Source organism: Polaromonas sp. (genome assembly GCF_016185115.1).
Classification (GTDB): domain Bacteria; phylum Pseudomonadota; class Gammaproteobacteria; order Burkholderiales; family Burkholderiaceae_C; genus Polaromonas.
This window is the reverse complement of sequence record NZ_JACPOF010000029.1, coordinates 181425-206685: the sequence shown is the minus strand read 5'-3', so window position 1 is coordinate 206685 and position 25261 is coordinate 181425. Positions and strand designations below refer to the sequence as shown.

The 25261-nt window shown below is 57.9% G+C and carries 23 protein-coding genes; 20 read left to right on the top strand and 3 right to left on the bottom strand.

What is annotated here, in order from left to right; all coding sequences use genetic code 11:
• Positions 1–9: 9 nt before the first annotated feature.
• The 20 genes from HYX42_RS19790 (at position 10) to HYX42_RS19695 (ending at position 21159) form a co-directional block, all read left to right on the top strand.
• Positions 10–1671, top strand: a complete 1662-nt coding sequence (locus HYX42_RS19790; RefSeq protein WP_293406362.1) for a multicopper oxidase family protein — start codon at positions 10–12, stop codon at positions 1669–1671.
• Positions 1672–1721: 50 nt separating this feature from the next.
• Positions 1722–1952 carry a heavy metal-associated domain-containing protein gene (locus HYX42_RS19785; RefSeq protein ID WP_293406360.1) on the top strand — a complete coding sequence of 77 codons (231 nt, stop codon included), beginning with the start codon at positions 1722–1724 and terminating at the stop codon, positions 1950–1952.
• 140 nt (positions 1953–2092) lie between these two features.
• Positions 2093–4564, top strand: a complete 2472-nt coding sequence (locus HYX42_RS19780; protein ID WP_293406358.1) for a cation-translocating P-type ATPase — start codon at positions 2093–2095, stop codon at positions 4562–4564.
• Positions 4565–4627: 63 nt separating this feature from the next.
• Positions 4628–6457 carry a DUF3141 domain-containing protein gene (locus HYX42_RS19775; protein ID WP_293406356.1) on the top strand — a complete coding sequence of 610 codons (1830 nt, stop codon included), beginning with the start codon at positions 4628–4630 and terminating at the stop codon, positions 6455–6457.
• Between the two features lie 175 nt (positions 6458–6632).
• Positions 6633–6935, top strand: coding sequence for a DUF2933 domain-containing protein (locus HYX42_RS19770; RefSeq protein WP_293406354.1), 303 nt, complete (start codon positions 6633–6635; stop codon positions 6933–6935).
• A gap of 21 nt (positions 6936–6956) precedes the next feature.
• A complete protein-coding gene (locus HYX42_RS19765; RefSeq protein WP_293406352.1) occupies positions 6957–7619 on the top strand; it encodes an isoprenylcysteine carboxylmethyltransferase family protein in 663 nt (220 codons plus the stop codon).
• A 45-nt stretch (positions 7620–7664) separates the two neighbouring features.
• The gene (locus HYX42_RS19760; RefSeq protein WP_293406350.1) at positions 7665–8411 is read left to right on the top strand and encodes a lycopene cyclase domain-containing protein; all 747 of its coding nucleotides are present in this window, start codon (positions 7665–7667) and stop codon (positions 8409–8411) included.
• 147 nt (positions 8412–8558) lie between these two features.
• Complete coding sequence (locus HYX42_RS19755; protein WP_293406348.1) at positions 8559–9614, top strand: type II glyceraldehyde-3-phosphate dehydrogenase; 1056 nt, start codon at positions 8559–8561, stop codon at positions 9612–9614.
• 104 nt (positions 9615–9718) lie between these two features.
• Complete coding sequence (locus tag HYX42_RS19750) at positions 9719–11080, top strand: MBL fold metallo-hydrolase (RefSeq protein ID WP_293406346.1); 1362 nt, start codon at positions 9719–9721, stop codon at positions 11078–11080.
• Positions 11077–12585: a thymidine phosphorylase family protein gene (locus HYX42_RS19745; RefSeq protein ID WP_293406344.1), complete on the top strand. Its 1509-nt coding sequence runs from the start codon at positions 11077–11079 to the stop codon at positions 12583–12585. The genes HYX42_RS19750 and HYX42_RS19745 overlap by 4 nt, the downstream gene beginning before the upstream one ends.
• On the top strand, positions 12582–13469 hold the full coding sequence (locus tag HYX42_RS19740; RefSeq protein WP_293406342.1) for a ribose-phosphate pyrophosphokinase: 888 nt from the start codon (positions 12582–12584) through the stop codon (positions 13467–13469). The genes HYX42_RS19745 and HYX42_RS19740 overlap by 4 nt, the downstream gene beginning before the upstream one ends.
• Before the next feature lie 29 nt (positions 13470–13498).
• Positions 13499–13969 (top strand): hypothetical protein, encoded by a 471-nt coding sequence (locus HYX42_RS19735; RefSeq protein WP_293406340.1) that lies wholly within the window; start codon positions 13499–13501, stop codon positions 13967–13969.
• 134 nt (positions 13970–14103) lie between these two features.
• Positions 14104–15375, top strand: coding sequence for a cyclopropane-fatty-acyl-phospholipid synthase family protein (locus tag HYX42_RS19730; RefSeq protein ID WP_293406812.1), 1272 nt, complete (start codon positions 14104–14106; stop codon positions 15373–15375).
• Positions 15376–16032: a DUF6629 family protein gene (locus HYX42_RS19725; protein ID WP_293406338.1), complete on the top strand. Its 657-nt coding sequence runs from the start codon at positions 15376–15378 to the stop codon at positions 16030–16032. It abuts the gene before it with no gap.
• 35 nt (positions 16033–16067) lie between these two features.
• Positions 16068–16700 carry a LemA family protein gene (locus HYX42_RS19720; protein WP_293406336.1) on the top strand — a complete coding sequence of 211 codons (633 nt, stop codon included), beginning with the start codon at positions 16068–16070 and terminating at the stop codon, positions 16698–16700.
• Between the two features lie 74 nt (positions 16701–16774).
• Complete coding sequence (locus HYX42_RS19715) at positions 16775–17563, top strand: YgcG family protein (protein ID WP_293406334.1); 789 nt, start codon at positions 16775–16777, stop codon at positions 17561–17563.
• Positions 17564–17565: 2 nt separating this feature from the next.
• Entirely contained in the window at positions 17566–18060 is a 495-nt protein-coding gene (locus HYX42_RS19710; protein WP_293406332.1) for a TPM domain-containing protein, read from the top strand.
• A gap of 23 nt (positions 18061–18083) precedes the next feature.
• Positions 18084–18515 carry a hypothetical protein gene (locus tag HYX42_RS19705; RefSeq protein WP_293406330.1) on the top strand — a complete coding sequence of 144 codons (432 nt, stop codon included), beginning with the start codon at positions 18084–18086 and terminating at the stop codon, positions 18513–18515.
• A gap of 4 nt (positions 18516–18519) precedes the next feature.
• Positions 18520–19824 carry an MFS transporter gene (locus tag HYX42_RS19700; RefSeq protein WP_293406328.1) on the top strand — a complete coding sequence of 435 codons (1305 nt, stop codon included), beginning with the start codon at positions 18520–18522 and terminating at the stop codon, positions 19822–19824.
• Positions 19825–19839: 15 nt separating this feature from the next.
• Complete coding sequence (locus HYX42_RS19695) at positions 19840–21159, top strand: hypothetical protein (protein WP_293406326.1); 1320 nt, start codon at positions 19840–19842, stop codon at positions 21157–21159.
• A gap of 41 nt (positions 21160–21200) precedes the next feature.
• Here the strand turns inward: HYX42_RS19695 and HYX42_RS19690 are convergent, their stop codons facing one another.
• From HYX42_RS19690 to iteA, 3 genes are all read right to left on the bottom strand, one after another.
• The gene (locus HYX42_RS19690) at positions 21201–21572 is read right to left on the bottom strand and encodes a DUF305 domain-containing protein (RefSeq protein WP_293406325.1); all 372 of its coding nucleotides are present in this window, start codon (positions 21570–21572) and stop codon (positions 21201–21203) included.
• A gap of 213 nt (positions 21573–21785) precedes the next feature.
• Entirely contained in the window at positions 21786–24074 is a 2289-nt protein-coding gene (iteS, locus tag HYX42_RS19685; RefSeq protein WP_293406323.1) for a S8 family anti-phage peptidase IteS, read from the bottom strand.
• Entirely contained in the window at positions 24043–25209 is a 1167-nt protein-coding gene (gene iteA / locus HYX42_RS19680; RefSeq protein ID WP_293406321.1) for an anti-phage ATPase IteA, read from the bottom strand. Before iteA ends, iteS begins: the two co-directional genes overlap by 32 nt.
• Between the last annotated feature and the right edge of the window lie 52 nt (positions 25210–25261).

The following is a 25261-nucleotide window of genomic DNA, read 5'->3' as shown; positions in this document are numbered from 1 at the left end:
GTAAGTTATATGTTGAAGAGAAGACAGCTGTTTCAGTTTGCCGGTGTGGCAGCCGTGGCCGCCGCCGGGGGCGCCGTCTGGATGTATTACGGATCGCCTCGTTCCAGGGCGCTGGCAGGCGGGCCGTTTCGCCACTATCCCTTCGATCCGGTGGCCGCAGATAATTTCCAGCAAAAGCTGTTCATTCCTGTCGGCAGCGGGCCGTTTGGGGTGCTCGATGTCGCCGGGCCGCTCAAAATTCGCACCACCGCAGCGAGCTTCCCGTTGTTGCCCGGCCGCGAATCCCCCTTCTTGCTGTACCAGACCGAGCAGGCGGGCAAGGCCTACCAGAACCCTATTTTGCGCATTGAGAGCGGCGCGCGCTTCACGGCCAGCCTGGACAACGCGCTCCAGGAGCCAACCATCATCCACTGGCACGGGCTGCACACGCCCGCCGCCATGGACGGCCACCCGGCCAGCACCATCGGCCCCGGTGGTCGCTATGCGTATGACTTCAAGGTGAGCAACCGCGGCGGCACCTACTGGTACCACACACACGCGCACGAGCTGACTGCCGAACAGGCCTATCACGGCCTGGCGAGTTTTTTCCTGGTGGATGACGACGACCAGCGCCGACTGAGCAAGGCGCTTGACTTGCAGCTTGGCGTCACCGACCTGCCCCTGGTCATTCAGGACAAGCAGTTCGACGCGCAGGGCAGGCTGTTGTACAAGCCTGGTGCGCATGAAGCCATGATGGGCTGGCTCGGCGACATCGTGCTCGCCAACCTGACGCCCAATGCGGTGCAGGCCGTCACACCGCGCACCTACCGCCTGCGGCTGCTCAACGGGTCGAATGCGCGCATTTACCGGCTCGCCTTCGTCAAGGGAAACAAGGCGCTGGACTTCACCGTCATCGGCACCGACGGCGGCCTGATCGAACGTCCGGAAACGGTGAGCGAAGCCTTTCTGGCGCCGGGTGAGCGCCTTGACGTGCTGTTCGACGCAGGCCAGGCGCGGCCCGGTGAGGACATCTTTCTCAGGAGTCTGGCGTTCGATGCGATGGAAAACGAAGGACCTGCTGCCGGCCCAGGCGGCATGCCGGGTATGAGCGGCATGGGCATGGGCATGGGCCAGATGATGGCCAGCATGTCCTCGTCACGGTTGCCGCTGGGCCTGGAATTCAACCTCTTGAAACTGTCGGTCACGGCCGGCGAACGCGTCGTCGCCAAACTGCCGGCCACGCTGTCCCAGATCAAGCCGATTGCCACGTCCGGCACCGCGCAGCGCAAGATCGAACTGTCAATGGGGCAAATGCGCTTCCTGATCAACGGTTCCACCTTTCGCATGGACGAAATCGCATTCGACGTTAAACGCGGTGCAGTGGAAATCTGGAGCATCAGCAACCCGGCGCTGGGCATGCCGCACCCGATGCACATCCACGGCTTTTCGTTTCAGGTGCTCGAACGCATCGGCAGCCCGCCCCAGGTAGCGGCCACGGCGCGCTTCGGCCAAGGCCGCACCGTGAGCGACCTCGGCTGGAAAGACACCGTGCTGGTCTGGCCCGGCGAAACGGTGCGGGTGGCGATCGACTTCGCCCACGATTACCCCGGCGACCAGACCTATGTGCTCCATTGCCACAACCTGGAACACGAAGACGGCGGGATGATGATCAATTTTCGCGTCAAGGTGTGAAGGCGAATCTATACACGGGCTTAGGCAATTCAACTCACGGAAAACTTACCATGCACACACTTAAATTTGATATCAGCGGAATGTCTTGCGGCGGTTGCACGGGTAGCGTGCAGCGTACGCTGAAAAAAATTTCCGGAGTCATTCACGCCGAAGTGACTTTGAATCCGGGCGTCGCTACCGTTGTGACTGATCCTTCCCAAGTGTCGCCCGCACAAATTGAATTGGCGATCACCAGCCTTGGCTACCCGGCCAAGGCGCGCCCGGCAGATCAAGGTCAATAGGCCCAGCCATGAGCAGGAAGAGCCGCAAAGACAAGCCCAAAAGAGATGGCCACATGGCAGCTCCCGCTGACCATGGTTGCGATTCGACTCCAAGCGACGCCAGGCTGTTGGCCCGCTGAATTATTTGTATTGGAATATGCATGAAAACAAAAACCATCGAGGTTGGCGATCTGGTCTCCACACTGAGCGCCACTGGCGTTGAGAAGCAGCTCTCTACGCTTCCGGGTGTCCATCACGTAGACGTGAACTACGTCGCCGGCAGCGCGACCGTTCACTATGATGAATCGCGAATCGAGCTTGAAACTATCCGGCAACGCGTGATCGACTGCGGCTATCACTGCCGCGGCCAACTCCTCCCAGCCCATGTTTGCGCTCCGGAGGAGCATAAGACGGCAGGAGATGCACATACCCGGCATGCCGGGCACACCATGCCTAGCGGCGCAGGGCGCCAAAGCATTGGCGGCGATTCGGCGACTGAGCTGCGAGCCAATGTGAAAGTTGCGCCAGCGGTGCATGGCGACCATGGTTCTCACGATGGTCATGGCGACCCTTCTGCTAACGGGAAGACCGACATGATGCATGACATGGGTCACGCACCGGGCATGTCGATGGAAGACATGGCCAAGGACATGCGCAACCGCTTCCTTGTAGCTCTATTGTTCGCAATTCCAGTGTTTCTATATTCACCAATGGGGCAGATGTTTGGCGACTTTGCTACCCCGTTCGGCATCGACCGCAAGCTTTTCCTGTTCGTCGTCGCGACAGGTGCCATTGCCTATCCGGGCTGGCCCTTCTTCATCGCTGCTTGGCGTGCTGCGCGTAACAAGGTCGCGAACATGGCGACCCTGGTCGTTTTGTCGGTCGGCACGGGGTACGTCTTTAGCATCGGCGCCACTTTCATTTATGAAGGTGAAGTGTTTTATGAAGCGGCAGCCGTGTTGCTGGTCTTCATCTTGTTGGGACATTGGTTGGAGATGCGGGCGCGCGCTGGGGCTTCGGACGCGATCCGCTCTTTGATGGACCTTGCCCCGCCCATGGCCACAGTACTGCGCGGTGGCGTCGAGGTCAAGGTCCCTACCGCCGAGGTATTGGTTGGTGAGACAGTCGTCATCAAACCGGGAGACAAGATTCCGGTGGATGGCGAAATTTTTGAGGGCGGTTCCCAGGTTGATGAGTCCATGTTGACCGGCGAATCCATGCCAGTGAAAAAAGTCGTTGGCGATGCAGTCATCGGCGCTACGATCAACAAAAGCGGCAGCCTTCGCTACAAGGCTACCAAGGTCGGCGCCGACACAGCGCTTGCGCAGATTGTCAAATTAGTCCAGGAGGCGCAGAACTCAAAGGCACCGGGCCAGTTACTCGCGGATAGGGCCTCGCAATGGCTGGTGCTGGCTGCCATTCTCGTTGGGCTGCTCACCTTCAGCGTCTGGTTCTGGGTCTTGGGCCAGCCTTTGCTGTTCGCCCTGACTTTAACGATCACGGTATTCGTGATCGCCTGCCCCGACGCCCTTGGGCTGGCCACCCCGATGGCCATCATGGTCGGGACCGGACTTGGGGCCATGAACGGCATCCTCTTCAAGAACGCTGCCGCGCTGGAAAACGCCACCAAGTTGACAGTCATCGTCTTCGACAAGACGGGTACGCTCACGCTCGGACAGCCTGACGTCGTGGAGATGGTCACCGCGTCAGGTGTCAACGACGCGCAACTGCTGGCCACGGCAGCAGCTGTGGAGAAGTTCTCCGAGCATCCTTTGGCGCTTGCGATACTCAAGCGAGCTGGCACCACACCGACTGAGGTCGCGACGGGTTTTACCAATATTGATGGGCAGGGCGCTCGCGCAGCTATCAACGATGAAAATGTCTTGCTCGGCAATCGTCAGCTGATGGAATCTGAAAAAGTCGCCTTGGAAGCGCTCTCTGCGCAAGCTTCCCGTCTTCAGGGCGGCGGCCGCACCGTGGTGTATGTCGCTCGGGCTGGCAAGCTTATAGGCCTAATTGCCATTGCCGACGCCGTCCGACCAACGTCCATGGCAACGATCGCCAAGCTGCAGGAGCGCGGTGTGAAGGTCGCGATGATCACTGGGGACAATCAGTCTACAGCGGATCGGATTGGGAAAGAACTCGGCATCGACATCGTTCTGGCCGATGTGTTGCCTGGCCAGAAGGCCTCCAAGATCAAAGAGCTGCAGGCCCAGGGGCATAAGGTCGGCATGGTCGGCGACGGTATCAACGACGCTCCGGCCCTGACACAGGCTGATGTGGGCTTCGCAATTGGCGCGGGCACTGACGTGGCGATGGAGAGCGCCCAAGTCATTTTGATGAAGAGCGATCCCTACGACGTGGTCGGCGCCATCGAGCTGTCACGCGCCACGCTGCGCAAGATGCACCAGAACCTGTGGTGGGCGGTCGGCTACAACGTGATTGCCTTTCCTCTGGCGGCCGGCGTCTTTTACCCTTTCACGCTGTCGCCCGAGGTCGCGGCACTGTCTATGTCCGGCAGCTCGGCGCTGGTAGCAATCAATGCATTGCTACTAAAACGCACCAAGCTCGCCGGCATTAGGCACCAGAAGCCGCAAGCTTCAGCGACAACGGCCGCAGGGGTTTCATCATGAAAAAGCGGTACTCGGTTCCACGCGATCTGGACTCAGATTGTTCAAAACATCGAAGGATAAATCATGAGCACAAGCACGCGTCGTCCTAAGGGGAAACCTGGGCGAGGCATCACAACAGAGGCCAGGTCTTCAGCCAGGCCCGTCACAAACGCCTCACCCGGCGAGTCTGCCGTGCCAAAAATACATGCCGCGACGGATAATTTCGGGGCGTTGGATGCCGCTTGGCGCTATTACATCGATTCTGTGCAACGCGGCGTGCTGTTTTTCGACGTACTACGCGAACGTGGCGACAACATGCTTGCTCACGAGCGCGCCGGGCAGCCGCCTTTGCTCGACTTTGAGCATGAAATGGTGCTGGATGCCCGGACTTTCGACGAACCCGCCAACTACGCGCTGCTGCGCATCACACGCTGTGGCCCCACACATGCCAGAGATTTCGTGCGACAAGACCTGAGGCCGGTTCTGGTGATTGATCCGCGGGCCGGCCACGGTCCAGGTATCGGCGGTTTCAAGCACGACTCCGAGGTTGGCGTGGCGCTGCACGAGGGGCACCCGACCTATTTCGCTAGCTTCTTCCCCGAGCCTTGCCCGGGCCAGACGCTCAGTAACGTTATCCATGCACTGCACGCCTTCGTAGGTGAGATCGTACGTCGCCACGGCGTGGCACCGGTTCTTTACGGCAACTGTCAGGGTGGTTGGGCTGTGGCGTTGCTGGCCGCTGAATGTGAAGGTCTTGACGGCCCGGCAGTGCTCAATGGCTCGCCTCTGTCGTATTGGGCTGGCGCTGAAGAAGTGAACCCGATGCGCCTTGCTGGCGGCTTGCTGGGCGGCGAGTGGATCACGCACCTGATGGCCGATCTTGGCAGTGGACGGCTCGATGGCGCTTGGCTGGTGCAAAACTTTGAGGGTCTAAATCCGGCCAACACTTGGTGGGATAAGAACTACAACCTTTACGCCCATGTGGATACCGAACGCGAACGTTTCCTTGAATTCGAACGCTGGTGGTCCAGCTACTTCTTCCTCAGTCGCGAAGAAATCCTTGCCACCGTTGAGAATCTGTTTATCGGAAATCGGCTAGAGCAAGGCCAGGTCCAACTCGACTCGTGCGATATGGCCGACCCCTGCGTCGTAGACCTGAAACGCATCCGCAATCCGATGGTGATCTTCGCCTCCAGCGGCGACAACATCACCCCACCGCATCAGGCGCTGGCCTGGCTTCCCGCGATCTACCCTGACACGGCTGCGCTCAAAGCCGCGGGACAGCGCATCGTGTACCTTCTCAATCCGCATGTTGGGCACCTGGGAATTTTCGTGTCAGCCAGCGTTGCACAACATGAACACCGAGCCATCCTGGAAAACATCGAAACCTTCAAGAATCTGGCACCGGGGCTGTATGAGATGAAGCTGGGAGAGCCGGTCAAAAGCCGGGCAGTGCGCGGCGCTGGAAAACCAGCTGGCGGGGATACGTCATTGCCAAGGCACAAAGTCTCCTTCGAGGAGCGACGTATCGAGGACTTGCAGTTCAACTATCCACGTAAGGCCTTCGAGAAAGTAGCGGTAGTGTCGCAGTGGAACGAGTTGGCATATCGCACCTGGGTCAGCCCCTGGATCAAGGGGAGTGCCAATCCGGTGTCTGCATTCATGCAAAAGTGGGGCCACCCGATGCGTCTGCGGCGCTACCTGTTCTCGTCGCAGGTGACTCCGGCGATGGGCTGGGTGACCTTCGCCGCAGAGTGGGTCCGGCAGAACCGACAGGCTGCATCCAAAGATAACCCATGGCGCTTACGGGAAGAGGAAGCGGGGAAACTTATTTCTGGTGCGCTGGAACAGTGGCGTCTACAGCGCGATGCTACCGAGGAGCATCTGTTCACAACCTTATACGGAAGATTATGAAATACACCTATCCCGATCGACGCCATTCGATGGTGACAGCTCATAAAGCATCCGTGTCATAGAACCGGACTCTGAGGAAACTGGCCATGAATGAAGAGCCACGCATTTTGACATCCCGTACACGGCCTTTGAGCCCTGTATTTTTTCCACCCACGATTCTCGAAAGGACCTTCACATGAAACGCTCACTTTCCTCACGCCGGCGGCAGTGCGGCAAGGCCTCCACTTGGATATTCGCCGGCTTTGCAGCGGTCGCTCTGTTCTTCCTTTTGGCAGAACATCGCGCTCATCTTTTCGGCTGGCTGCCCTTCCTGCTCTTGGGGGGCTGCGTGTTGATGCATATGTTCCACGGCGGTCATGGGGGCCACCGTGAACATCGATCTGACGATACGCCCGGTCGCCGCGAACAAGACGCGGTGCCCGGAGAGAGTACCCCGAAGCCGGGCGCATCTGCGTCATCTGGCACCCACCACCACTAAACCTATCTGGGAGTCAATGACATGGACCATTCTTCTGCACCGGCCTATGGGCTGTGGACGCTAGTAGTCATCAATTCACTGGTATTTATTATTTTCGCTTTTAGTTTCGCCAAACCCCAGAGCCCAAGAGACTGGCGCTCGTTCAGTGCCTTCTCCGGGTTTCTGGTGGCGCTTTTTGTCGAGATGTATGGCTTCCCGCTAACCATCTACCTGATGTCGGGATGGTTGAGCACCAAGTTTCCAGGGGTGGACTTCCTCTCGCACGATGCAGGTCATTTGTTGGAGGTGATGTTCGGCTGGCGTGCTAATCCCCACTTCGGCCCATTTCACCTGCTCAGCGCCTTATTCATCGGCGGCGGCTTTTGGCTGCTGTCCGCAGCTTGGTCGGTGTTGTACGCGAACCAGCGTGCAGGAACACTTGCTCAAAGTGGCGCATATGGAAGGGTTCGGCATCCCCAGTACGTGGCGTTTGTGATGATCATGTTCGGCTTCCTGTTGCAGTGGCCAACAGTGCTGACGCTGGTGATGTTCCCAATTTTGTGTGTGATGTACGTGCGGCTTTCCTATACGGAGGAGCGCGAATCGGCACAGCGTTTTGGGGATGAATGGGATCGCTACGCGAGCCGAACACCTCGGTTTATTCCGAACTTTGGCGGATCGCCCTCGACTCAAAACCCCACATAGCACGTCGCCGGACTTTGAAAATCATCTCACTTGGGGAGCAACAGCGTGACCGACGATCCATCTTTCCGCTACACATGGTTAATCTGGGCCTCAGCATTTATGGTGCCGTGGGCACTGCTCTTCTACTTCCGCCCCGAACTGCGCCGTCCCATGCTTTGGGCCAGCATGCTGACCACCCCCTTCGGTCTGACAGAGCCGTTGTTCGTGCCCGCCTATTGGAATCCACCCAGCCTGTTTGACCTGGCCCAACGAACAGGCTTTGATATTGAAAGCCTGATCTTCTGTTTCGCGATCGGTGGCCTAGGCGTGGCAGGCTATCGCGCCTTAACTTCATTACCACTCAGAAGCATGGATCACCGAGCGAGATCGATGCCACAGCATCGCTGGCATCTGATGGCACTAGCCTGTCCATTATTTGTCTTCGGTGGCCTGATGGTGCTGCGTTGGAACCCCATATATCCCGGAATTCTGGCGATGTTTTCAGGGGCAATGGCAACACTCTTCTGCCGGCTGGATCTCTGGCGAAACACACTCTTCGGCGGAGGCGTTTTTCTGGCGCTGTATGCGGTCTTTCTGCTCGGGTTGAAGTGGTTTTGGCCCGGTTACGTTGAGGCCGTCTGGAACCTGGGGGCCTTGCTTGCCTGGCGTCCGGGTGGTTTGCCTATAGAGGAGCTCTTGTTTGGCTTCGCTTTCGGCATGTACTGGAGCAGTGTTTATGAACATCTCACCTGGCGGCAGCGCGACATGGCACGGATTCGCCGAGTCGTAAGTGCCGGAAGAGGTGCTAGATGAAAAGAGACGCGTGCTGCCGTGCTGGAAGGACGAAAGCGAAGGGCGCGTCGGCAGCGATATGGCTTGCTGAACCCGACTTTGCAGGCGTGCTGAGGCGTGACGCCCAGATCTCGCGGTAGCCCAGTATCGATTGATAAAGGAGAACGAATGAACAGCAAGATCCAGGTAGGCATCGTCGGTTACGGCGTGATCGGCAAGCGTGTTGCCGAAGCCATCAAAACCCAGCCGGATATGGAATTGGCTGGCGTAGCTGATGTTGCCGCAGACTGGCGCATTCTGGGCGCCGTGACGCGACAAATACCCCTCTATACCGCAGACGCGTCGGCAAGCCAGCGCATGCGCGATGCGGGTATTGATCTCAGCGGGTCGCTGGATGATCTCTTGGGCATCTGCGACATCGTCGTGGACTGTACGCCCAAGCGCGTTGGTGCCAGCAATGCGGAACGCTATCGCGCCGCAGGAAAGGCATTTATTCTTCACGGCGGCGAAAAACACGAAGTCACTGGGCATTCCTTCGTGGCTGAGGCGAATTACGCCTCGGCGGTCGGTCGCTCGGCGACCCGTGTGGTGTCTTGCAACACTACATCGATCGTTCGCACCCTGGGTGCCCTCAAACGCGCTGGCCTGCTTAAACGAGCGCGCGGCACACTGCTGCGGCGCGCCACCGACCCATGGGAAAGTCATCTGGGCGGCATCATGAATACGGTGCTCCCCGAACCTTCGATTCCGAGCCACCAAGGGCCCGATGCGCGCAGCGTTGACCCCGACCTCGACGTGGTGACGATGGCGGTCGCTGTTCCGACGACGATTGCGCACGTCCATTATTGGGCGGTTGATATGACCCGTTCGGCGAGCAAAGAGGAGGTTCTGAAGGCCTTTTCCTGCACCAGCCGGGTTGTCCTGATCGAAGGCAGTACCGGCCTTGCTGCCCCTAACGTGGTCAAGGAGTTGATGGCCGACAGCGGCCGACCGCACGACAGCTTGTACGAAGTAGGACTTTGGTCCGACATGTTGCATGTTGAAGGCGCGGAGTTGTTCTATGCCTACATGGTGGATAACCAGGCCATCGTTATTCCAGAGACGATAGACGCCATCCGTGCGCTGGGGATAAGCGGTGTTCCTGCAAGCGAATCCATTGCGATGACAGACGCCTCTTTAGGCGTGGGCGCACCGTTCACATCAAAAAAATGGCCTTTGTCATGAGGGGGGCTTTGTATAGGACCGGTGGTTGTTGCACTGCAATGGCTAAACCAATGTTTGTGCCGCCCGACGCCATATTTTTCAATCACTTACCTGAAAGTCACTAAATGAAACTCGCATTCCTCGGCGCCGCAGGCACTGTCACCGGTTCGAAGACGCTCGTCACCCACGAAGGGAAGCAGCTGCTCGTCGATTGTGGTCTGTTTCAAGGCTACAAAAATTTGCGCTCGATGAACTGGGAGGAATTCCCGTTCGATCCGAAGCAACTCGATGCCGTCGTCCTGACGCATGCCCACCTCGATCATTCTGGAGCCTTGCCGTTGCTCGTCAAGCAAGGCTTCCGTGGTCCGGTATTTGCCACGCCATCCACAATTGAAGTCTGCGGAGTTCTGCTGCCCGACAGTGGAAGGTTGCAGGAAGAGGACGCGGAGTATGCCAACCGCCGCCAGCGGTCCAAACACACACCGGCCCTGCCGCTGTACACCGAAGAAGATGCGTTCCGGGCTCTGCGTCGTCTGGAGCCGCTGCCTTTTGATGCCTCAGCCATAGGCGTCGTCGGAATGCATCTCCGGCTACGACCTGCGGGGCATATTCTGGGCGCCAGTTCGGTCGAGGTGACGGCAGGCGAGACCACCGTTTTGTTCTCAGGGGACTTGGGCCGCCCGGACGATCTCGTCATGCGGGCGCCTGCTCCTATCGAGCGGGCTGACTATATCGTCACCGAATCGACGTACGGTGATCGCCTTCATGACGGGGCAGATGCGGAAACTCTGCTGGGCGAGGTGATCAGGCGCACGGCCGCACGCGGAGGTGTCGTAGTGATTCCTGCGTTTGCAGTCGGGCGAGCGCAATCGCTTTTGTATTCGATTTACCGCTTGAAGGAGCGTTCGGAAATCCCTGACATGCCCGTTTACCTGAACAGCCCGATGGCGATCGACATGACCGATCTCTATCACCGCTATCGCGCTGAGCACCGGCTGTCGTCGGAGGAGTGCATCGGGATGTGTCAGGTCGCGAAAATGGTTCGTACAGTGGATGAGTCGCGTGCGCTGGTCGCCCAACATTACCCGGCGGTCATCGTGTCGGCAAGTGGCATGGCCACTGGTGGGCGGGTGCTGCATCACCTAAAGGCACTGGCGCCGGATAGACGCAACACCATCGTGTTCGCCGGATTCCAGGCTGGGGGCACACGCGGCGGCAGGATAGTTGCCGGCGAGAAAAGTATTCGCATTCACGGGGAGGATGTCGCCGTTAATGCCGAAGTGGTGTCTTTGCCAGGAATGTCCGCCCACGCCGACGCGCGCCAGATCGTCGATTGGCTCAAAACTTCTCCGAAGGCACCTCGGGGTGTTTTCCTCAATCATGGTGAACCGGCTCCGGCAGATGCGCTCCGGCAACGCGTAGAGCGTGAACTAGGTTGGTCGGTGACCGTCCCCCGGCTGGGCCAGACCTTTGAGATTGCACGATGAACGGAGTTGGATTGCGGCTGCGTTCCCTGGGGATAGACACACACCAGGAATTCGTGATCTACATGCGGCGTGATTGCCACGTATGCCGCGCTGAAGGTTTCGAGGCGCAAACACGCGTCGAGGTAGATCTGCACGACCGTCGCATCATAGCGACAATCAACGTTGTCGATTCCGATCTACTAGCGGAAGGGGAGGTCAGTCTTTCAACCAGCGCCTGGAAAGCGCTGAACGCCGTTCTGGGAGACGTTGTTGTCGTGGTGCACGCGCCGACACTCGACTCGCTGAGTGCCATGCGTTCCAAGATCTATGGCCATCGGCTTGATGCCCCTGCGCTCAAGGCCATCGTGACAGACGTTGCTGCGGGTCGATATTCGGATATGCATATCGCCGCCTTCTTGAGTGCCTGCGCGGGTGGGCGTATGGATCTTCAGGAAACAATCGATCTGACGCGAGCAATGGTTGACGTGGGGGAGCGTATTGACTGGGGGCGCACCCCCATTGCGGACAAGCACTGCATTGGAGGCTTGCCTGGCAACCGGACTACTCCCATCGTAGTTGCCATTGCCGCTGCAGCTGGGCTGACAATTCCAAAGACTTCATCCCGCGCGATCACCTCACCTGCGGGGACCGCCGATGTGATGGAGACGTTGACCCGTGTTGATCTGAATCTACCTGCAATGCGCCGTGTCGTCGAGCGCGAGGGCGGTTGTTTCGTATGGGGAGGTGCGCTGACCCTGAGTCCGGCTGATGACTTGCTGATCCGTGTTGAGCGTCCACTGGACCTTGATAGCGACGCCCAACTGGTCGCGTCCGTGTTGTCCAAGAAGATTGCCGCCGGGGCGACGCACGCGGTGATCGACATTCCCGTTGGTCTCACCGCCAAGGTTCGGACCAATGAAGATGCGCATCGTCTTCAGATCCTGCTTGAGCAGGTAGCTGCTGCACATGGAATCAACTTGCGGGTTTTTCGCACGAACGGTGCGCAGCCCGTTGGGCGTGGTATCGGCCCTGCACTGGAAGCGCATGACGTCCTCGCGGTGTTGCGCGGTGCGGCCGCGGCTCCGGTGGATCTTCGCATGCGATCGTTGGTGCTGGCGGGAGAAATCCTGGAGTTTTGCGGGCATAGCATTCCTGGCACTGGCAAATCGGAGGCTTGGCGACTACTTGACAGCGGCGCGGCTTGGGACAAGTTTCAGGCTATCTGCGAGGCGCAAGGTGGCTTGCGCGAGCCCGGTGTTGCCCCTTTGCGTGAAGCGGTGATAGCCGAACGTACTGGCTATGTCTCCGGCATCGACAGTCGACGGCTCGCGCGGGTTGCCAAACTCGCCGGCGCGCCTGGCGCTCCCTCTGCCGGGCTCTCTTTGCATGTGAAGTTGGGTGATCCTGTGCAGCTTGGTCAGCCCTTGTTCACGTTGCACGCGGAGGCACCGGGAGAACTGGCCTACGCTAAGCGCTATCTCGCGACGCACCCGATTTTGACACTGGGCGAGGAGACAAAACAATGAAGGCTGTGGGGATCGCCATGCCTGGCAATGAGCGCCTTACCGACGATCTGGCTGCTCATTTTGATTTCGATCGCGGACTTGCAACGGTTCGCCGTTTCCCGGACGGAGAATCCCATGTAAGGGCTGAAACGTCGGTCGAAGGACGACATGTGTTCATCGTGTGCACGCTTGACCGGCCAGATGACAAGCTGGTGCCGCTCCTTCTTCTCGCATGCGCCATTCGTGAAGCTGGTGCGGTATCAGTCGGCTTGGTGGCTCCATACTTGGCCTACATGCGTCAGGATCGGCAGTTTCACGCGGGTGAGACGATCAGCGCTCAGCATGTAGCGACGTGGATCTCCGGCCAGGTGGACTGGCTGGTTACTGTAGATCCTCATTTGCACCGCATTGCGGAGCTATCGCAGGTTTACAGTATTCCGTCGCGGGTGGCCCATGCGGCAGACGGCGTCGCAAGCTGGGTACGGCTGAATGTCAGCCAACCGCTTTTGATTGGGCCTGACGAGGAAAGCGCCCAGTGGATAAGGGATGTGGCGCGGCGCGCGGAAGTGCCTTTCATCATATTGGCAAAGACCCGGCGAGGCGATCGTGATGTCGAAGTGTCAGTACCTGAGGTTGATCGCTGGCGCTCGCACACGCCAGTGCTGGTGGACGACATCGTTTCGACCGCACAGACCATGATCGAAACCGTTGGCCATCTACGCCGTATAGGTCTGGCCGCACCCGTGTGCGTGGCCGTGCATGCTGTGTTCGCACAAACGGCTTTTGAGGATCTGCATGCGGCCGGTGCAGCTGACATAGTGAGCTGCGACACGATTTCGCACCCGTCCAATCGCATCGCATTGGCATCCACCATTGCAGCCCGCGTGCGCGAGTTTCTTCCATGAATCCGAACCAGACTATCCGGGAGAACGCCATGTCGTTCGTGCTATCAAAACTGGCTGCACTTTTTATGCTGCTCATCCTAGCACTTGGGTCGTCCGCCGTCCTGGCACAGGCGCGCCTCGAACGCGACGGTGTGGTTCTCTACTGGGGTCTAGTGCCCGCCGCCATCGTGTCAGAAAAACACGCTCTGGAAGACATGCATGGTGTCGTGCCGCAGGACGGTGGTCAAGTCCATCACCTCGTCGTTGCCCTTTTCACAATTAATGGCGCACGTATCGGGGACGCTGTGGTGCGCGCCCAGCTCAGCGAGACCGGGATTGTCGATGCACCGCCAAAGTACCTCACCCCGATGAGTATCGACGGCCAAATGACCTATGGCCAGTTGTTCTCGACCGCCAAGAGCGGGCCGTACCGCTTCCGCGTCATGGTCAAACTTCCCAGCCGAGCCACCGAGATCGAGTTCGCTGTGTCGGCCTGGTCGCCTCATCGCGAAGTCCGCTAAGCGACTCACACAAGAACCTGTTAGTCAACTTTTGGAGGTACACAATGACAAGCAACACATCATCCCTGGCTCCAGGCAGCGCGTCGGATGCAGCCACTGCACATTTGACGGCTGTCAGAATCTTCGACCGTTTGATGCGAGGTTACGTTGGATCAGTCTCCCTGCGGCTATGGAACAACATGCTGCATGCGCCCGGTGATCAGTTGCCATCCTTCACGCTGGTGGTGCGCGATCCATCCATCCTGCGTCGTCTGGTTCTTGAGCGTAGTCCGCTGCTACTGGCGGATGCCTATTTCCGTGGTGTGATTGATTTCGAAGGTGACCTGTACAGCGCACTCTCATTAAAGACGCATTTCGAGCGCCTGTCTCTTAATTGGCGGGACAAGCTGGCCCTGCTGCGGGATGCCTGGCGCCTTCCCACCATGACGGATCCCAATATCAAGCCGGGTGATACCATGGCTTCGCGGATCGCCCGGCATTTCTCCCATCGCCACTCGAAAGACAGTGACCGTGCCGCGATCCAGTTTCACTACGACGTCTCCAACGAGTTCTACGGCTTGTGGCTAGACGAGGAGCGCGTGTACTCCTGCGCCTATTTCACTAGCCTCGACGAATCGCTGGATCAGGCGCAGTGCAACAAGCTGGAGCATATCTGTCGCAAACTTCGGCTTCAGCCTGGCGAGCGGCTGCTGGACATCGGCTGCGGCTGGGGAGCGCTGGTGTGCTGGGCCGCCAAGCAGCATGGGGTGCGGGCTCACGGCATCACGCTTAGCAAGCAGCAGTTCGAGTATGCCCAGAAACGAATCAATGCAGACGGGCTGCAGGACCTGGTAACCGTGGAGCTGCGCGACTATCGGGACATGGCCGGCGAAGGCGTCTACGACAAGGTGTCGAGCATCGGCATGTTCGAGCATGTTGGTTTGAGCAACCTGCCCACCTATCTGAAGACCGTCATGCGTCTGTTGCGTCCTGGTGGACTGTTCCTCAATCACGGCATCACGCACGACGAAGAGGGCTGGAACAAGACTGTGGCTACTCAGTTCATCAACCGCTATGTCTTCCCGGATGGCGAACTCGATTGCGTCAGCAACATTCAACTAGGGATGGAGCGCACGGGATTCGAAATCCATGATGTTGAGGGTCTGCGACCGCACTATGCGCTGACGCTGCGCCATTGGGTACAACGACTGGAGTCCAATCGCGACGCTGCGCTGCGCGAGGTGGGTGAGGCGACCTACCGTGTCTGGCGCTTGTACATGGCAGCCTGCGCGCTAGAGTTCGAGTATGGTGGAACAGGAATATACCAAATCCTCGCCTCCAAGCGTAACCTCGGCGAGTGGCCGGTTCCGCTATCACGGCGCGATCTCTACGCAGGCGGTGATGTTCGAAATTCAGGAGTGAATTAGATGTGCTTTTCCGCCACGGCCAGCTTCACCGCAGGTGCCTATCTGCTTGGCTTGGGTACGCTTACGCTTAAATCGGCAAAGCTCCCCAGGCAGTGGCCGTTCGCCGCAATTCCGCTGTTGTTCGCAATCCAGCAACTAAGCGAGGGTGTAATCTGGCTTACTTTTAGTCACGACGCGCCATTGCTCAATACGGTGATGACACATGTATATTCGTTCTTTTCGCATGTGCTGTGGCCAGCCTACCTGCCGGTAGCAGTGTGGATGATTGAGCCGCTCGGTGGACGTCGGCGCGCACTTGGGATGCTCGTTGTGGCGGGATCCGCTTTAGGAATCTATTTGCTGTACATGCTCGTGGCCTTCCCGGTGGTGTCGCGCCCCACAGGCCAACACGTTGAGTACGACTCGCCGCACTTTTTTGTTGCGGCGGTGATGATGCTGTACCTGGTCTCGACCACCGTGAGTCCGCTGCTGTCCACGCTTCGAGGGGTTCGGGTCTTCGGCGCTTTGGCGCTGCTGTCATTCGGCGCGGCTTACTACTTCTATGCGACGTGGTTCATCTCGGTGTGGTGCTTTTTTGCTGCCTTGCTTAGCGTCGTCATCTACCTTCACTTTGCATTGCCGCGGGCGGGGCACCGAGGCTTGCAAAAGATTTCCTGAATGCCCAACCAACCTGAAACTTTGGAGAAGAAACCATGCGAAAAATATTGACAGTCCTGGCCATAACTGTGGCGCTAACCCTTACCGGCTGCGGCTACAACACATTTCAAACCAACGACGAGCAGGTCAAGGCGAGCTGGTCCGAGGTGATCAACCAGTACCAGCGGCGTGCGGACCTGGTGCCCAACCTTGTGAATACCGTCAAAGGGGAGGCGAAGTTCGAGCAGGATACGCTGACCAAAGTGATTGAGGCACGGTCCAAGGCCACGTCTATCCAGGCCACCCCGGAACTCATTAATGATCCCGCAGCATTCCAGAAATTTCAGGCCGCTCAGGGGCAATTGACAGGCGCACTGTCCAGACTCATGGCTGTGTCGGAGAATTATCCGAACCTGAGAGCGAACCAAGGCTTCCGCGACCTGTCTGCACAGCTGGAAGGCACTGAGAACCGTATAACGGTCGCGCGCAACCGTTATATCCAGTCAGTACAAAACTACAACGTGACGGTGCGGTCCTTCCCGTCCAATCTGACGGCGATGGTGATGGGCTACAAAGAAAAAGCCAACTTCACGGTCGAAAACGAAAAAGAAATCTCCAGGCCGCCAAGCGTTGGTTTCGATACAGCACCCGTCAAGCCTGCGGCGACGGCTTCCGGGGTGGCCAAGTGATCACGGGCATGACGACGAGTAGAACCGTTAGGGTACTGCTTGTTGCATGCGCACTCAGTTGGTCCGGCCTCGTCATGGCGCAAGTGCCGATTCCGTCTTTGAATGGGCATGTCACCGACCTGACCGGCACCCTCACTGCGGAGCAAAAAGCCACCCTGGAGCAAACGCTGACAGCGTTCGAAGCCAGGAAAGGCAGCCAACTCGCAGTGCTGATGATCGCTTCGACAGCACCGGAGGCCGTCGAGCAATACGCCTTGCGTGTTGCAGAGCAGTGGAAGCTCGGACGCAAGAAGGTGGATGACGGCGCCATTCTGGTCGTTGCGAAAGACGACCGCGCCGTCCGAATCGAGGTGGGATACGGTCTGGAAGGAGCGCTCACAGACCTCACAAGCAAACGCATCATCGGGGAAATCCTCCTCCCGCGCTTCAAGGCACAAGACTTCTATGGAGGCATTACGGCCGGGATCGAGCAGATCATCCGTGTCGTTGACGGAGAGCCGTTGCCCGCCCCCAGCAACACCCCCGCCAGGAATATCGGTGGGTTTCAACAATACGCGCCCATGCTCTTCATTCTTGCCATCGCCGTAGGCAGCGTGCTGCGCGCCGCGCTTGGCAAGGTTCCCGGCTCATTGGTCACGGGCGGGGTCGTCGCCCTGATTGCCTGGTTCGTCGTCGGTGCCGTGTCTATGGCTCTAGGTGCGGGTGTGATCGCACTGTTGTTCACCTTGCTCGGTGGAGGCATGAGAGGGCACGGGATGCGTGGTTTGGGTGGCTATTACGGTGGAGGCGGTCAAGGTGGAGGTGGTGGATTCCGTGGTGGCGGTGGCGGCTTCGGTGGTGGCGGTGCGTCGGGGAGGTGGTGATCATGAAAACTCTACGCATCTTGAAGCACTTGCTGACAACACACGGTCAGGTCACACGAGCCTTTCCCCGAAGCGCATTGAACGCTATCGAGGCTGCGATCAAAGCCAGTGAGGCCGCGCATGCTGGAGAGATCCGGTTCGTGGTTGAAGGGTCACTGGACGGCATGCCACTTTTCAAGGGACAGTCGCCCAGAAGTCGGGCGATCGAACTTTTCGCTCAGCTGCGCGTATGGGACACCGAGCACAATAACGGCTTGCTGATCTATCTGTTGCTCGCTGATCGAGCGGTGGAGATCGTGGCTGATCGGGGAATCCACGCCCGGATAGGCGCCGAAGAGTGGAGCAAGGTTTGCCGCCAGATGGAGGCTGCATTCAAGCAGTCGAACTATGAGGGCGGGGTGATTGGCGGCGTGTTGGCCGCGAAACAGCACCTTGTGCAGCACTTCCCAGTCGACGATCAACAGAATGAGCTGCCGGACAGACCGGTAGTTCTTTGAAGCAATTAAGAATGGATTTCACCATGAGCGCCCCCATCCGAACTCCTCATCTCTCGATGTGGCTGCTTATCGCCTGCGGAATCTGGCTTGTGTCACTAGGTCTTTACTTTATCTTCCTGCGGCCCCCCTTGTTACCGGAAGATACGAGGTTCATGGGCAGCTCTCTTGAGCAAGTTCGGACTGCACTCCCTGGCCTGGAGGGCTGGCTAAAACGGGTATTCATCGTGATGGGGGGATTTATGGCAGGCACAGGCGTACTCACCATTTTTGCGGCGCGCGTTGCGATTCCCTCGCGTTTGAGGGGCGCGTCATGGGCTGTTGCAATGTCCGGGTTGCTGACGGTTGCACTCATGAGCTCAATCAACTTTGCACTCCACTCTGATTTCAGGTGGTTGTTGCTGTTCCCGGTGCTGGCCTGGCTGGCAGGCTTCGTTCTTTACGTCGCAAGACGATAGCGACATGGCTACTGATGTTTATGGTGGCTTCGAACGATCTCCAAGGACTCCATCGTCCATTGCCAAGGGTGCGATGGCACTGCTGGGCGCGATGGTCTTCGTGGTTTCGCTGGGCTACGGTGCAGGCCTGCCACTGATTCGGCCCTATCTGCTGCGTTACCTTGATGCTGTGCCTGCGTCGAACGTGGCTTGGCACGTCGGCATGCTGGGGGGCATCTATCTATTCGCGCTTTTTATGTTCGCGCCGCTCTGGGGCCGACTCTCGGATAGGCATGGGCGCGTTCTGGTGCTGCTGATTGGTTTTGCTGCGTTCCTAGTCGGCAGCGTGGCAATTGCGCTCGCACCTAGCCTGGAAGTCGTCTACGGCGCAAGGGTGCTCGCAGGTGCCGGTGCCGCTGCGATCGTACCAACGGCGCAGGCCTACATTGCCGACTTCAGCACGACAGTTGATCGCAGTCGCCGCTTCGTACTGCTGGGCAGCGCTTCCTTCATCGGCTTTCTCGCCGGCCCAGCATTCGGTACGTGGCTTGCCGGGCCGGTGATGGGCGTGACCGTGGGACAGATGGGAGGCATGCTGAACTGGCCGGCTATGGCGGTCGCCTTGGCGGGCCTGCCACTGCTGTTACTGGCTCCATGGTGTCTTGGCTCGAACCGCGTCGTCGAGCCAATCGCCGCGCAACCAGGTGTATCCCGCAAGCGCTTTTTGCATTCATCAATGCTTCTGGCATTGTTGTCGTCGTTTGCGGTGGGTACTTTCGAAGTTGGGTTCAATCTGTTTGGTAGCCAGACACTCGGGTTGACCACTGCGGCGATGGCCGCGATGTTCATCACTTGCAGCCTCGCGATGCTCGCGGCGCAGTCTTTGTTGCTCTTTTCATCGGTGCGAAACCGCATTGACCAGCGTTGGATGGCTGCAGCATTTGCCAGCTCGGCCATTGCGCTGGCTTTTACGTCGTTTGCACCTGACGCAGGATCGCTAGGTTTGATGATCGCAGTGGTTGCGACCGCTGCAGGGATGATAGGCCCGGTTTTGTCATATGAATTGCTGGAGCGCCAGTCGGCTGCGCCTGGAACATTGCTTGGTCAGCAAGCTGCGGCCGGCAATCTCGGACAGGCGCTTGGATCAATGGGCGCTGGCTCATTGTTCACGTTGGCACCGATGGCACCATTCTGGACCGCCGCGCTGGTATTGTTGGCTGGCGCTGCCCTGTCGCTGGTTTGGTGGGGGCCGGCCCGGATGGGCGAGATCGCCGCTGGAAAACTACCAAATATCGATACTGATGCGAAGAGACCGACGGCGTCTCAATGAATAAGACAATCACTTATGAATAATCAATCCTCGTCGCAACTACCTTGTGCTTCAAGCGGTGCGGTCGAATTGCTGAATCAGGAGTGCTTTTGTCTTAGCCTTGATCAAACAGCATTGGCATGTGCCCTGGATTCGGAACTTGGTACCGAAGAATTGTCGGCCATGGTTAAGCAGCGTTGCCCTTATCTTTTTGCCTCACAACCGGTTTTTGTGGGTGCGCAGCACATACGGCAGATGGCCGAGGTGGTCCGAGCCGTTGAGTCTGTAGTTGCCATGCCCCAGTACCGCGAGCTGGTGTTGGCAGGTTCACCAACGGTCGCTCAACTGGCACCCACAGGGGCGCTTGGGGTATTTTTTGGCTATGACTTTCATCTCATTGATGGGCATCTTGGACTGATCGAGATCAACACCAATGCCGGCGGCGCGATGTTAAATGCCGTCATGGCCCGAGCCCATAGGGCTTGCTGCGCTGATTTGGGAGCGATGGCTCCTACGCCTGCCGAGATTGAAAGCTTCGAAAAAGCGATAGTGGGCATGTTCCGCCACGAGTGGGCGCTGGCCGGACGAACGGTACCGTTAAAGACAATTGCCATCGTGGATTCATCTCCTTGGGATCAGTATCTATACCCCGAGTTTCTGCTGTTCCAAAAGCTGTTCGAGAGGCATGGGTTACATACCATCATTGCAGACCCGTCGGAATTCGAGTGGCGTGACGGCGCCTTGCGACATGGGATTCAAGTAGTCGATCTGGTTTACAACCGATTAACTGACTTTTATCTTGAGCTACCTGAAAGCTCAGCCCTGCGTGAGGCTTACCTTCTTGAAGGGATTGTTTTGACACCGCATCCGCAGGCTCATGCGCTGTATGCCAACAAAAGGCGGCTCGCCCTTTTAAGTGATGCGCGACAGCTGGAGGGTTTGGGTGTGCCACCTTCTGTCCAGAAGATCCTGCTTGAAAATATTCCGAGGACGGAGGTAGTCGAAGCGGCCGATGCGCAGCGTCTTTGGGCTGCGCGCCGCAGCCTTTTCTTCAAACCCGTTGCAGGTTTTGGCAGTCGCGCTGCCTACCGCGGCGACAAGCTTACCAAGGGCGTTTGGCAGGATATTCTGGCGGGTGATTATGTCGCTCAGGAAATGGTCAAGCCTGGTGCAAGATCCACTGGAAGGGTTGACTCGCCTGTGTCAATGAAGTTTGACCTGCGCGCTTATGCATACAACGCCAGTGTTCAGTGGCTCAGCGCCCGCGTATATCAGGGGCAAACCACCAATTTCAGGACCTCAGGCGGCGGATTTGCACCTGTCTATACAACTCCGGACGCATCCGTTGGCGAATAAGACTATTCATCAGCGCAATGCGGCGGGACCTAGACTGCCGATTACTTGCTCATCTTGTCGGTGGGATGACCGTGCTTCGCCAGAAATTTGTCGAACTGTGCGATTTCCTTTTTCTGGGCAGCAATGATGTTCTGTGCCATCTTGCGCATTTGCGGTTCTTTACCGTTCTTGAGTTCGGCTTGAGCCATGTCGATGGCTCCTTGGTGGTGAATTTTCATCATCATCGCAAAGTCGACATCCGCATTACCCGTCATGGCCATGGATGACATTTTGTCGTTGTTGTCCTTCATCATGGCCTTCATGTCCATACCCCCAGCCATGGGGGTTTGGGCATTCGCCAATGGCAAGAACATTGCTGCTGCTACCGCGATAGCGGAGAAGAGCATAGCCTTGCTGTTGTATTTGGAAATCATCTGATGGCTCCTGGTAGTTAAAGAATTGATTCACGGACCGGTGCCAAATTCGCATGCGCAACTGAGCGTCGCCATGCAAACAAGAAGCACAATTCTCAGAATAAGCAATCTGACGTTTTGAGCTGTGGGGTTATTGGTCTATCTGCTGTAGGCCATTGAATGCCTTAACAACAGGGAGCTCGCGAAGCTGCTTCGGCAGGCAGTTGTCGATGGTTAAACAACAATTGGCACGCGCAGCGGCAAGGCGTGCTGCACCCAGTTACGGGCCTGCAGTGCGTGGATACCCTGGGCATGAACTCTCGTGTCTCCATCAGTCGCGCGCAGAGTGACCACTATGTAAGCTCTCAGGGCTTCCTGCAAAGGTGGCTCAAAGGCACGCAACATCAACTTTGCGTTCAGCGCCCACACGTCACCGGCAACACCTTGGGGAAATTTTCGTCGATGAACTTTGACCGGTGCCCACTTGCCGCCGTACTCCACCTGCTCGGATTCATACCCCGTGGTCCCCTCTTCACCTAACAGAGGGACCTTACCTTTAAACCCGTCTGCGTCCTCAACGCCAAAACCCAATTCGAGATTGGCTCTGACGTATTCAGCGCCAAAACTTGGATTGAGCGGTGGCGTGTAAGCTGCCGTCATGATGACCTCGGCGCGCAGCTTGCCGTGGTGGCGTAGTGCCGCGGGTATGGGATAGTTTGACTTTCTCCAGCGCCAAGCGCCGGGGATCAGGCTGGCTTCAAACACCATGGTGAAACTGTCGTCACGGTCAAACAAAACGCTCATGGCATCAAGCGGCAAGCCCGCGCCAAAATACCTGCGCTCCCATCCCTGGTAGGCGGGCCCGGATAGCTGGCCAGCATGAATCATGAGTGCTTTGACCAGCGCCGGATTAGCCTGCAACGCGGGGTGTCCCTCGAGCGATTGCCAGACATGAGCTGCCATGGCCGAGGCAAGTGGCGCGGCAAAACTTGTCCCGAAGCTCGCATAAGTTGCCCCATCCGGTGCGAGCACACGGGTAGAGGACTGGCCACCTGTCCATGGGGTATGCACGTTACCGCCATGGTGAACAATGTCCGGTTTAGGTGTAAATACAGGTCCGGGACCGCGCCTCGAATAGGGTGCTGGTTCGCCTGCCAGACTGAGTGTGTCCGCTGAGTCGGCGTGGCTGATGGATCCAACCGTCAGAGCTCGCACCGAATCACCAGGAGTTGACAGCCGGTCAGCCGTCATGGTTTTATCCGGTGGCCAGGTACGACGCGGTGCAGATAAATAGTTGCCGGCGGCGACCACAAACAGGACGCCATGGCGATCTGAAAGTGTGTCGAGAACTTGTGCCAGTTCACCGAACAGATCGGGATCGCAAGGCGCATTGACTCCGAGTGACAAGTTCCACACTTTGATATCCGGACGCAGGGCGACCGCATCGCGTAAACGTTCGGCCAGAACAGCAAGGGGACTTCCAGCGGTTTCCATAGCCGCAATGTCATGCACAACGCAAGGCGGACAAGCAAAAGTCGGATTCAACGCTTTGCCGCCAGCGACCAGAGAAGCAACTGCAGTGCCATGCACATGATCAGTCTCTGGTGGCAGGACGTAAGAGCCACGACTGCTTATCCATGGTGCCAGTGCAGCGTTTCCGGCGGCTGTGCCGGAGTCGAAAACCGAAACAGTCGGAAGGCCGGCCGACGGCACACCAAAAAACGGAAGCCCAGCTACAGTGGCGACTGCAGCAGGCGCGCCAGTGGCCGCCGTAAGCACCAATGGCTCGGTGCTCGCAGTGCGGATTCCCGGATGGTCGAGAATCAAATCAAGGACGGGATCGTCGACATGATCAAGATCTTCGAGTTTGAGCAGGAGTCCCGACCCAATCCCTTGAAGAACATGAAACTTCACGTCCAACAGTTCGAGCAGAGCCAGAACATTGGCGCGAGTTGTTGCAGTCGCTTCATCGTTCCAGTACCGAAACAATCGGAGCAGTGCGCTACCGTTTTGACGTAAGGCAAGGGAACCCTCAGGATTGCGTTTTTGACGCGTCCAAGGCTCAATGCGCGCAATGGCGCTTATATTGGCCCGCAGGACCTGTGTTGAGCCTTCGTAAATCACCTGCTCCAACTGCTGCAAACCCGCGGCAGAGCTGCCAACCAGCATTTCGTCCAGGTGGGCGTGACCCGCAGACTCCAGTCCTGCCCGTTCGATGAGATTCAGAGGCCGATGGGATTTGGCAATGCCCGTTTCCCGCAATCTCAACACCACCGTGCTGAGCAGATTGGGGTAGCTTTGCAGAGTTGCGGCCAAGGATGCCCGGGTCTCCCGCAGAGTTCCCGCCAATTCCTCGCGGACCGCCTGAGTAACCGGCACAAGTTCAGTGGTGCCCCCACCACCGGCCTCGTAGTTCTGCAGATCTGCCACGGCGTGTGGCACGAGAATAAATGGATTGGTTGGGCTGGGTCCGGGCGGCGCGGGTGCGGCCTCACCGTCGGCCGACCCCTTTTTTGTTGCCATGGCTGCCTCCCTTTTTTGCTTGAATAATACTGGTGATCTTACGGGTGGAAAGGTTGTACATCCCAGCAAGCGCACGCAATGAAAAATGCTCAGGAGCCCATTGCCGCAGCCAGACGATTTCCTGTTCTGTGGTGCTCAAACGCTCTTGCGAGGCCATGGCTTGGGTTAGTCCCAGGCGCCGGTACAACTCGTTCTTGTCAATCAAGGCCTGGCCTGACAGGATGGCTGTGCGTTTGACGTCCATGCACACATGCTCAATTACAGCGCCGGTAGCACCGGAAGATAAGTCGCTGAGTTCATCCCAGTCAATACTGGCTGGGGCATAAGACCCCAACCATCGTTGCCACAAGACGGTGCGTAGCGATGCGTCCGGTAGAGGCATAGGTATGTGAAAAGCGAATCTTCTTCCAATAGCAGCATCAAGAAGCTGCTCATGGTTGGTGGCAGCCACAAGAATAGTGCTATCAGGCAAGGCGTCGATGTTTTGCAGCAAGGCAATCACCACGCGCTGCAGTTCCCCTACATCACGTTCATTCCCGCGCGCCCCTGCGAGCGCATCAAACTCATCCAGAAAGAGAACCGACGGGGTTTGCTCCGCGTAGTCAAAGACCCGGCGCAAATTTCGGCTGGTTTGCCCCAACAAGCTGCTCACCAAGGTGTCGCACCGCACAGTCAGCAGCGGGAGTTCTAGTTGTCCCGATAGCCATCGAGCTGTTTGAGTCTTGCCGGTCCCCGGGGGGCCATAAATCAAAACCCGATTGGGCAGAGCCGCGCCAGCCCTAACCAATTGGTCATGGTGACGGACGCATTGCAGGAATTCGTCAAGACGTCCTTGAATTGCGTCAGGCAATACAAGATCTATGTCTCGGCTTTGTGGGCGACTTACATCTACCGTGTTGAGCCGACTTTCATTGTCGGTCGGCAATTGCCCCATGCTTACCCCGTGCCCGGCATCTTGAGCTGACACCAAAGCAGGAACAACACGTGCCAGCCTTTCCCGCAGTTGCCGTGCCTGCTGGCGCTCACCTTCCTGGTCAAGCTTGTCAGCCAGCAAGCCCGCATAGTTGCTGGCCATACCCGCATTGGCCTTGAGCGCGCCGTCTAATATTTTGAGTACTTCAGAAAGATATTGCACGGACCTGTACCGATAATGTAGATATCTGTTTCAGTTTATCGCATACGTGATT

Excerpts from the sequence above, each read along its gene's own strand:
- HYX42_RS19710 (WP_293406332.1), top strand. The coding sequence starts at position 17,566 with ATGAAAACTCTACGCATCTTGAAGCACTTGCTGACAACACACGGTCAG.
- HYX42_RS19755 (WP_293406348.1), top strand. The coding sequence starts at position 8,559 with ATGAACAGCAAGATCCAGGTAGGCATCGTCGGTTACGGCGTGATCGGC.
- HYX42_RS19790 (WP_293406362.1), top strand. The coding sequence starts at position 10 with ATGTTGAAGAGAAGACAGCTGTTTCAGTTTGCCGGTGTGGCAGCCGTG.
- HYX42_RS19720 (WP_293406336.1), top strand. The coding sequence starts at position 16,068 with ATGCGAAAAATATTGACAGTCCTGGCCATAACTGTGGCGCTAACCCTT.
- HYX42_RS19690 (WP_293406325.1), bottom strand. The coding sequence starts at position 21,572 with ATGATTTCCAAATACAACAGCAAGGCTATGCTCTTCTCCGCTATCGCG.
- HYX42_RS19715 (WP_293406334.1), top strand. The coding sequence starts at position 16,775 with ATGGCGCAAGTGCCGATTCCGTCTTTGAATGGGCATGTCACCGACCTG.
- HYX42_RS19695 (WP_293406326.1), top strand. The coding sequence starts at position 19,840 with ATGAATAATCAATCCTCGTCGCAACTACCTTGTGCTTCAAGCGGTGCG.
- HYX42_RS19780 (WP_293406358.1), top strand. The coding sequence starts at position 2,093 with ATGAAAACAAAAACCATCGAGGTTGGCGATCTGGTCTCCACACTGAGC.
- HYX42_RS19735 (WP_293406340.1), top strand. The coding sequence starts at position 13,499 with ATGTCGTTCGTGCTATCAAAACTGGCTGCACTTTTTATGCTGCTCATC.
- HYX42_RS19740 (WP_293406342.1), top strand. The coding sequence starts at position 12,582 with ATGAAGGCTGTGGGGATCGCCATGCCTGGCAATGAGCGCCTTACCGAC.
- HYX42_RS19745 (WP_293406344.1), top strand. The coding sequence starts at position 11,077 with ATGAACGGAGTTGGATTGCGGCTGCGTTCCCTGGGGATAGACACACAC.
- HYX42_RS19770 (WP_293406354.1), top strand. The coding sequence starts at position 6,633 with ATGAAACGCTCACTTTCCTCACGCCGGCGGCAGTGCGGCAAGGCCTCC.
- HYX42_RS19765 (WP_293406352.1), top strand. The coding sequence starts at position 6,957 with ATGGACCATTCTTCTGCACCGGCCTATGGGCTGTGGACGCTAGTAGTC.
- HYX42_RS19730 (WP_293406812.1), top strand. The coding sequence starts at position 14,104 with ATGCGAGGTTACGTTGGATCAGTCTCCCTGCGGCTATGGAACAACATG.
- HYX42_RS19785 (WP_293406360.1), top strand. The coding sequence starts at position 1,722 with ATGCACACACTTAAATTTGATATCAGCGGAATGTCTTGCGGCGGTTGC.
- HYX42_RS19775 (WP_293406356.1), top strand. The coding sequence starts at position 4,628 with ATGAGCACAAGCACGCGTCGTCCTAAGGGGAAACCTGGGCGAGGCATC.
- HYX42_RS19725 (WP_293406338.1), top strand. The coding sequence starts at position 15,376 with ATGTGCTTTTCCGCCACGGCCAGCTTCACCGCAGGTGCCTATCTGCTT.
- HYX42_RS19750 (WP_293406346.1), top strand. The coding sequence starts at position 9,719 with ATGAAACTCGCATTCCTCGGCGCCGCAGGCACTGTCACCGGTTCGAAG.
- HYX42_RS19700 (WP_293406328.1), top strand. The coding sequence starts at position 18,520 with ATGGCTACTGATGTTTATGGTGGCTTCGAACGATCTCCAAGGACTCCA.
- HYX42_RS19705 (WP_293406330.1), top strand. The coding sequence starts at position 18,084 with ATGAGCGCCCCCATCCGAACTCCTCATCTCTCGATGTGGCTGCTTATC.
- iteS (WP_293406323.1), bottom strand. The coding sequence starts at position 24,074 with ATGGCAACAAAAAAGGGGTCGGCCGACGGTGAGGCCGCACCCGCGCCG.